Source organism: Bradyrhizobium sp. CCH5-F6 (assembly GCF_001556045.1).
Classification (GTDB): Bacteria; Pseudomonadota; Alphaproteobacteria; order Rhizobiales; family Xanthobacteraceae; genus Bradyrhizobium.
On record NZ_LSIC01000110.1, the window covers coordinates 25,497 to 31,737 of the forward strand.

The window sequence follows — 6,241 nt, forward strand, 5'->3', positions numbered from 1 at the left end:
GTCATGAACCCGATTTATTCGCGCCGCCGCCGCTGGGACATCGTCATCCGCGGCCTCTGCATGGCAGCCGCCGCCTTCGGCGTCACCTGGCTCGCCCTGATTCTGTTCACGCTGCTTTACAACGGTCTCGCCGGACTGAACCTGCAGATCTTCACCGAGAACACGCCGCCGCCCGGATCGAGCGATGGCGGCCTGCTCAACGCCATCGTCGGCTCGCTCATCATGACTGTGATCGGCGTCGGCATCGGGGCGCCGCTCGGCATGTTCGCCGGCACCTATCTCGCCGAATACGGCCGCAACGACAGGCTGACCTCGGTGATCCGCTTCATCAACGACATCCTGCTCTCGGCGCCGTCGATCATCATCGGCCTGTTCATCTATGGTGCGGTCGTAGTGCCGATGCGAGGCTTCTCGGCCATCGCGGGCGCGCTGGCGCTCGCCGTGATCGTGATCCCGGTCGTGGTGCGCACCACGGAGGACATGCTGCTGCTGGTGCCGAACCCGCTGCGTGAAGCCGCCAGCGCACTCGGCTTGCCGCGCTCGCTGGTGATCAAGCGTATCGCCTATCGTGCAGCGCGCTCCGGCCTCATCACCGGCGTGCTGCTCGCCACCGCCCGCGTCGCCGGCGAGACCGCGCCGCTGTTGTTCACCGCGCTCTCCAACCAGTTCTTCAGCCTCAGCCTGGACAAGACGATGGCCAACCTGCCGGTCACCATCAACAACTTCGTGCAGAGCCCCTACGCCTACTGGAAGCAACTCGCCTGGAGCGGCGCGCTGCTGATCACCCTGACCGTGCTTGCCCTGAACATTGGCGCCCGCATCCTCGGGGCCGAGAGGACTGCAAAATGAGTGAAATGTCTGTTTCCGTAAGCGCGCCGACCGTTCATGCGGGCTCGCAGCCGCTGCCCGAGGCGCCCGCCAAGGTCACCGCGCGCAACCTGAACTTCTATTATGGCGAACACCATGCGCTGAAGAACATCAACCTGGCGCTCGGCACCAACCGCGTTACGGCGTTCATCGGTCCGTCGGGCTGCGGCAAGTCGACCCTGCTGCGCATCTTCAACCGGATGTACGATCTCTATCCGGGGCAGCGTGCCACCGGTCAGCTCATGCTCGACCAGACCAACATCCTCGACCCCAAGCTCGATCTCAATCTGTTGCGCGCGCGGGTCGGCATGGTGTTCCAGAAGCCGACGCCGTTCCCGATGACGATCTATGAGAACATCGCCTTCGGCATCCGCCTCTACGAGAAGATCTCGAAGTCCGAGATGGACGACCGGGTCGAGAAGGCGCTGCGCGGCGGCGCGTTGTGGAACGAGGTCAAGGACAAGCTCAATGCCTCCGGTCTGTCGCTCTCCGGCGGCCAGCAGCAGCGCCTCTGCATCGCCCGCACCGTCGCAGTGCGGCCCGAGGTGATCCTGTTCGACGAGCCCTGCTCGGCGCTCGACCCGATCTCGACCGCCAAGGTCGAGGAGCTGATCCAGGAATTGTCCGAGAACTACACCATCGCGATCGTCACCCACAACATGCAGCAGGCCGCGCGCGTCTCCGACAAGACCGCCTTCATGTATCTCGGCGAGTTGATCGAGTTCGACGACACCAGCAAGATCTTCACGTCGCCGAGCGACCGGCGCACGCAGGATTACATCACCGGCCGGTTCGGTTGAGGAGACGGAATATGGGTTCTGAACATACCGCGAAGGCCTTCGACACCGACCTCCAGGAGCTCACCCGCCTCGTCGCCGAGATGGGCGGTATCGCCGAGCGCATGATCGTCGATTCCGTCGACGCGCTGATCCGCCGCGACGTCGCGCTCGGGCAGCGCGTCGTGGCGACCGACGCCGAGCTCGACGCGTTGCAGAAGCGCATCGAGGAGCGCGCCGTGCTCACCATCGCCCGCCGCCAGCCGATGGCGGTCGACTTGCGCGAGATCGTCGGCGCCATGCGCGTCGCGACCGATCTCGAGCGCATCGGCGACCTCGCCAAGAACATGGGCAAGCGCGTCGCGGCGCTGGAGACGGACTTCCATCCGCTCAAGCTGTTCCGCGGCCTGGAACACATGACCGATCTCGTGCAACAGCAGGTCAAGTCCGTGCTGGACGCCTATGCCGCGCACGATCTGCCGGCGGCGATGGCGGTGTGGAAGGGCGACGAGGAAGTCGACGCGATCTGTACCTCGCTGTTCCGCGAGCTCCTCACCTACATGATGGAGGATCCGCGCAACATCTCGTTCTGCATCCACCTGATGTTCTGTGCCAAGAATATCGAGCGGATCGGCGACCACGCCACCAACATCGCCGAGACCGTGTTCTACATGATCGAGGGTCAGGCGATCACCGACAAGCGGCCGAAGGGCGACATGACGACCTTCGCCACGACGGTGCCGAATACCTAAGGAGCGACGACAACATGGGCGCACGCATTATGGTGGTTGAGGACGAGGAAGCTCTCACCGAGCTTCTTCGCTACAACCTCGAAGGCGACGGCTATGACGTCGAGACGGTCATGCGCGGCGATGACGCCGACACCCGCCTCAAGGAGCACATTCCCGACCTGATCGTGCTCGACTGGATGCTGCCTGGACTGTCGGGCATCGAGCTGTGCCGCCGGCTTCGGACCCGCCCCGAAACCAAGCAGCTCCCGATCATCATGCTCACCGCGCGCGGCGAGGAGAGCGAGCGGGTGCGTGGTCTCGCCACCGGCGCCGACGACTACATCGTCAAGCCGTTCTCGGTGCCGGAGCTGCTCGCGCGCGTGAAGGGCCTGCTCAGGCGCGCCAGCCCCGAGCGGCTCGCCACCGTGCTCGCCTATGGCGACATCGAGCTCGACCGCGACAAGCGCCGCGTGGCGCGCTCGGGCCGGCCGATCGATCTCGGCCCGACCGAATACCGCCTGCTGGAGTTCTTCCTGGAGCATCCTGGCCGCGTGTTCTCGCGCGAGCAACTGCTCGACAGCGTCTGGGGTCGCGACATCTACATCGACGAGCGCACCGTCGACGTCCATATCGGCCGCCTGCGCAAGCTGCTCAATCTCGGCCGCGAGCAGGATCCGATCCGCACCGTCCGCGGCGCCGGCTATGCGCTGGATGATCGGTTCGCGAAAGCGGAGCAGACCTGAGTTTTGTGGATGTCGAATTAGCGAGCCACGGCAATAATCTCGGCCGTCATCCCGGGGCGCGCGTAGCGCGAGCCCGGGATCCATAGCCACAGGACGTGGTTTGGCGAAGACTCGCAGTAGCCATCTCGCGCAATCACTGCGCCCTGTGGCTATGGATCCCCGCCTCCGCGGGGATGACACCGAGTAAGTCGAGCCGTCACCGTGTGACGGCTGCGGTCTTGATCAGAGAATTCCGCGAGCTCACCGCGGGTTCGGCTTGGCTGGCGCACGGCGGCGGTCCGCGGCGGGCTGATAGGCCACGCGCGAATGCTGGGCGCAGTAGGGCAGGCCGGAGAGCGCCTTGCCGCCGCAGAAGAAGAAATCCGGGCTCGAGGGGTCGCCGACCGGCCAGTGGCAGGTCGCCTCGTTCAATTCCAGCAGCGACAGCCGCTGGCTCATCGGCACCACGTTGTCGTAGGTAACAGGTTCGGCCTCCACCTCGACCTCGAAGGCCTGCGCCAGCGCGGTGTTGCCGCGCGAAACGGGGCGGGTCACCCGCATCATGTGCTGCGCGGGCCGCGCCTTGCGCGGCCGGGGCGCTGCCGAAGAAGGGCTCTTGGCGCGGCCGGACAGGCCGAGCCGGTGCACCTTGCCGATCACGGCGTTGCGGGTCACATTGCCGAGCTCCGCCGCGATCTGGCTGGCCGAAAGTCCAGCCTCCCAGAGCTTTTTCAGCTGCTCGACGCGATCATCGGACCAGGTCAAAACCGTCATTGCACCCTTTCCTTCGCTGCGCGTCTGCCATCCTGGCACCTTCGCAGCGAATGCCTAACCTTGAAAACCCGTGCCGCCAGAATCCCTTAAGGCTCGCCGGGCGCGCTCAAAACGCCCGAACGTTACGCCGGTACATGAGGACTCTTGGGATCAGAACTGCTGCACGAGATGTCGTATCTGACAGATCAAACGCTACAATATGGCGTGACTCCCGCGCAAGAGTCCGCCGACTCGCTTCCACATGTTCCATGGTGAAAAACCCGCAAAATCGGCACCGCAAGACTACGGATTCAGCGTTTCGCGAGGCTTTCCGGACGGCATTGACACCCGTTTTGCCGAGCATAAGATAGTGCCACGTGCCGCCCTTAAAAGGCGGCACGTTTCGTTTTCCGGGCCGGTCAATGGTGCGTTGCGAGTGCACGCTTCACGCCGTCCGCAACATCAAGTGACGTCATGACTGACAGCGCCGCGCCGCATTTGCTCCCCGTTTTCGCCAGGGCCGACCTCGGTTTCGAACGCGGCGAAGGCTGCTGGCTGATCGCGACCAATGGGGATCGCTATCTGGATTTCACCTCCGGCGTGGCGGTGAATGCGCTCGGCCATGTCCATCCCGCGCTGGTCAAGGCGTTGCAGGAGCAGGCGACGAAGCTCTGGCACATGTCGAACCTGTTCCAGAGCCCGGACGGCGAGAAGCTCGCAAGCCGCCTCTGCAACGAGAGCTTTGCGGACTTCGTGTTCTTCTGCAATTCCGGCGCCGAGGCGCTCGAAGGCGTGATCAAGCTGGTGCGCCACCATCACTTCTCCAAGGGACATCCGGAACGTTACCGCATGATCACCTTCGAAGGTGCCTTCCACGGCCGCACGCTGGCGACGCTGGCTGCGACGGGATCTGCAAAATATCTCGAAGGTTTTGGTCCGCCGATGGACGGCTTCGACCAGGTCCCGCATGGTGACATCGAGGCTGTGAAGAAGGCCATCGGCCCGCACACCGCCGGCATCCTGATCGAGCCGATCCAGGGCGAGGGGGGCGTTCGCTCTGCGCCTCCAGCCTTCCTGAAGGCGCTGCGCGAGCTCTGCAATGAGCACGGCCTGTTGCTCGCCTTCGATGAGGTGCAGACGGGCATGGGCCGCACCGGCGAACTCTTTGCCTACAAGCGCACCGGCGTCACACCTGACGTGATGTCGCTCGCCAAGGCGCTCGGCGGCGGCTTCCCGATCGGGGCGGTGCTGGCCACCGCGGAGGCGGCCTCCGGCATGGGGCCTGGGTCGCATGGCTCCACTTTCGGCGGCAATCCGCTCGCGATCTCGGCTGCGAACGCCGTGCTCGACGTCATGCTCAAGCCGGGCTTCTTCGACCACGTGCAGAAGATGTCGCTGCTGCTGAAGCAGAAGCTTGCCTCCGTGATCGACCGTCATCCCGACGTCGTCAGCGAGGTGCGCGGGGAAGGGCTCCTGATCGGCATCAAGGCCGTCGTGCCCTCGGGCGATCTCGTCGCGGCGCTGCGCGCCGAAAAACTGCTCACCGTCGGGGCCGGCGACAATGTCGTGCGCTTCCTGCCGCCTTTGATCGTCAACGAAGCCGAGATCGAGGACAGCGTCGCGCGACTCGAACGTGCCTGCGCTGCGATATCGTCCAGTCAGACCAAGCGGGCGGCAAGCTGATGAGCAAGTCGCCCAACAAGACTCCAAAGCATTTCCTCGACATCAACGAGCTGCCGCTGTCGGAGCTCAAGCGCATGCTCGCCGCATCCGTCGCGATGAAGGCGAAGCAGAAGGCGCAGCAGCCGGTCAGGCCGCTCGAAGGCAAGACGCTGGCGATGATCTTCGAGCGGCCCTCGACCCGGACGCGGGTGTCGTTCGACGTCGGCATGCGCCAGCTCGGCGGCGAGGCGATCATGCTCACCGGCGCCGAGATGCAGCTCGGCCGCGGCGAGACCATCGCCGACACGGCGCGCGTGCTGTCGCGCTATGTCGACGCCATCATGATCCGCATCCTCAACCACGATGCATTGCTGGAGCTTGCGGCCAACGCCACCGTGCCCGTCATCAACGGCCTGACGCGGCGCTCGCATCCGTGCCAGGTGATGGCCGACCTCATGACCTATGAGGAACATCGCGGCCCGATCGAGGGCAAGACGGTGGCCTGGACCGGCGACGACAACAACGTGCTGGCGTCCTGGGCGCATGCCGCCGAGCGCTTCAAGTTCCAGCTCAACGTCGCGACGCCTCCGGAGCTCGCGCCGAAAAAGGCGATGCGCGACTGGATCAAGACGACGAATGCGCCGATCGTGCTCGGCACCGATCCGGAAGCCGCCGTGCGCGGCGCCGATTGCGTCGTCACCGACACCTGGGTGTCGATGGGCGACAAGGA

The 6,241-nt window shown here is 64.9% G+C and carries 7 protein-coding genes; 6 read left to right on the forward strand and 1 reads right to left on the reverse strand.

Going from position 1 to position 6,241, the window contains the following annotated elements; translation table 11 throughout:
- Positions 1–3 precede the first annotated feature (3 nt).
- Genes pstA through phoB form a run of 4 tightly spaced genes read left to right on the forward strand, consistent with a single transcriptional unit; the run spans position 4 to position 3,117 of the window.
- Positions 4–849 (forward strand): phosphate ABC transporter permease PstA, encoded by an 846-nt coding sequence (gene pstA, locus AX729_RS19995; RefSeq protein WP_061026123.1) that lies wholly within the window; start codon positions 4–6, stop codon positions 847–849.
- Positions 846–1,667: a phosphate ABC transporter ATP-binding protein PstB gene (gene pstB, locus AX729_RS20000; protein WP_061026124.1), complete on the forward strand. Its 822-nt coding sequence runs from the start codon at positions 846–848 to the stop codon at positions 1,665–1,667. Before pstA ends, pstB begins: the two co-directional genes overlap by 4 nt.
- Before the next feature lie 11 nt (positions 1,668–1,678).
- Positions 1,679–2,395, forward strand: a complete 717-nt coding sequence (gene phoU, locus AX729_RS20005; RefSeq protein WP_027574759.1) for a phosphate signaling complex protein PhoU — start codon at positions 1,679–1,681, stop codon at positions 2,393–2,395.
- A gap of 14 nt (positions 2,396–2,409) precedes the next feature.
- Positions 2,410–3,117 carry a phosphate regulon transcriptional regulator PhoB gene (gene phoB / locus AX729_RS20010; protein WP_008143479.1) on the forward strand — a complete coding sequence of 236 codons (708 nt, stop codon included), beginning with the start codon at positions 2,410–2,412 and terminating at the stop codon, positions 3,115–3,117.
- A 240-nt stretch (positions 3,118–3,357) separates the two neighbouring features.
- Here the strand turns inward: phoB and AX729_RS20015 are convergent, their stop codons facing one another.
- A complete protein-coding gene (locus tag AX729_RS20015) occupies positions 3,358–3,870 on the reverse strand; it encodes a GcrA family cell cycle regulator (protein ID WP_061026125.1) in 513 nt (170 codons plus the stop codon).
- A gap of 453 nt (positions 3,871–4,323) precedes the next feature.
- Here AX729_RS20015 and AX729_RS20020 point away from each other — a divergent pair, with 453 nt between their 5' ends.
- Together AX729_RS20020 and AX729_RS20025 are read left to right on the forward strand one after the other, a co-directional pair.
- Positions 4,324–5,532 carry an aspartate aminotransferase family protein gene (locus AX729_RS20020; RefSeq protein WP_061026126.1) on the forward strand — a complete coding sequence of 403 codons (1,209 nt, stop codon included), beginning with the start codon at positions 4,324–4,326 and terminating at the stop codon, positions 5,530–5,532.
- Positions 5,532–6,241, forward strand: a 710-nt coding sequence (locus AX729_RS20025) for an ornithine carbamoyltransferase (protein ID WP_061026127.1), incomplete at its 3' end; no start/stop codon positions are given. The genes AX729_RS20020 and AX729_RS20025, both read left to right, overlap by 1 nt.

Excerpts from the sequence above, each read along its gene's own strand:
- pstA (WP_061026123.1), top strand. The coding sequence starts at position 4 with ATGAACCCGATTTATTCGCGCCGCCGCCGCTGGGACATCGTCATCCGC.
- pstB (WP_061026124.1), top strand. The coding sequence starts at position 846 with ATGAGTGAAATGTCTGTTTCCGTAAGCGCGCCGACCGTTCATGCGGGC.
- phoU (WP_027574759.1), top strand. The coding sequence starts at position 1,679 with ATGGGTTCTGAACATACCGCGAAGGCCTTCGACACCGACCTCCAGGAG.
- phoB (WP_008143479.1), top strand. The coding sequence starts at position 2,410 with ATGGGCGCACGCATTATGGTGGTTGAGGACGAGGAAGCTCTCACCGAG.
- AX729_RS20015 (WP_061026125.1), bottom strand. The coding sequence starts at position 3,870 with ATGACGGTTTTGACCTGGTCCGATGATCGCGTCGAGCAGCTGAAAAAG.
- AX729_RS20020 (WP_061026126.1), top strand. The coding sequence starts at position 4,324 with ATGACTGACAGCGCCGCGCCGCATTTGCTCCCCGTTTTCGCCAGGGCC.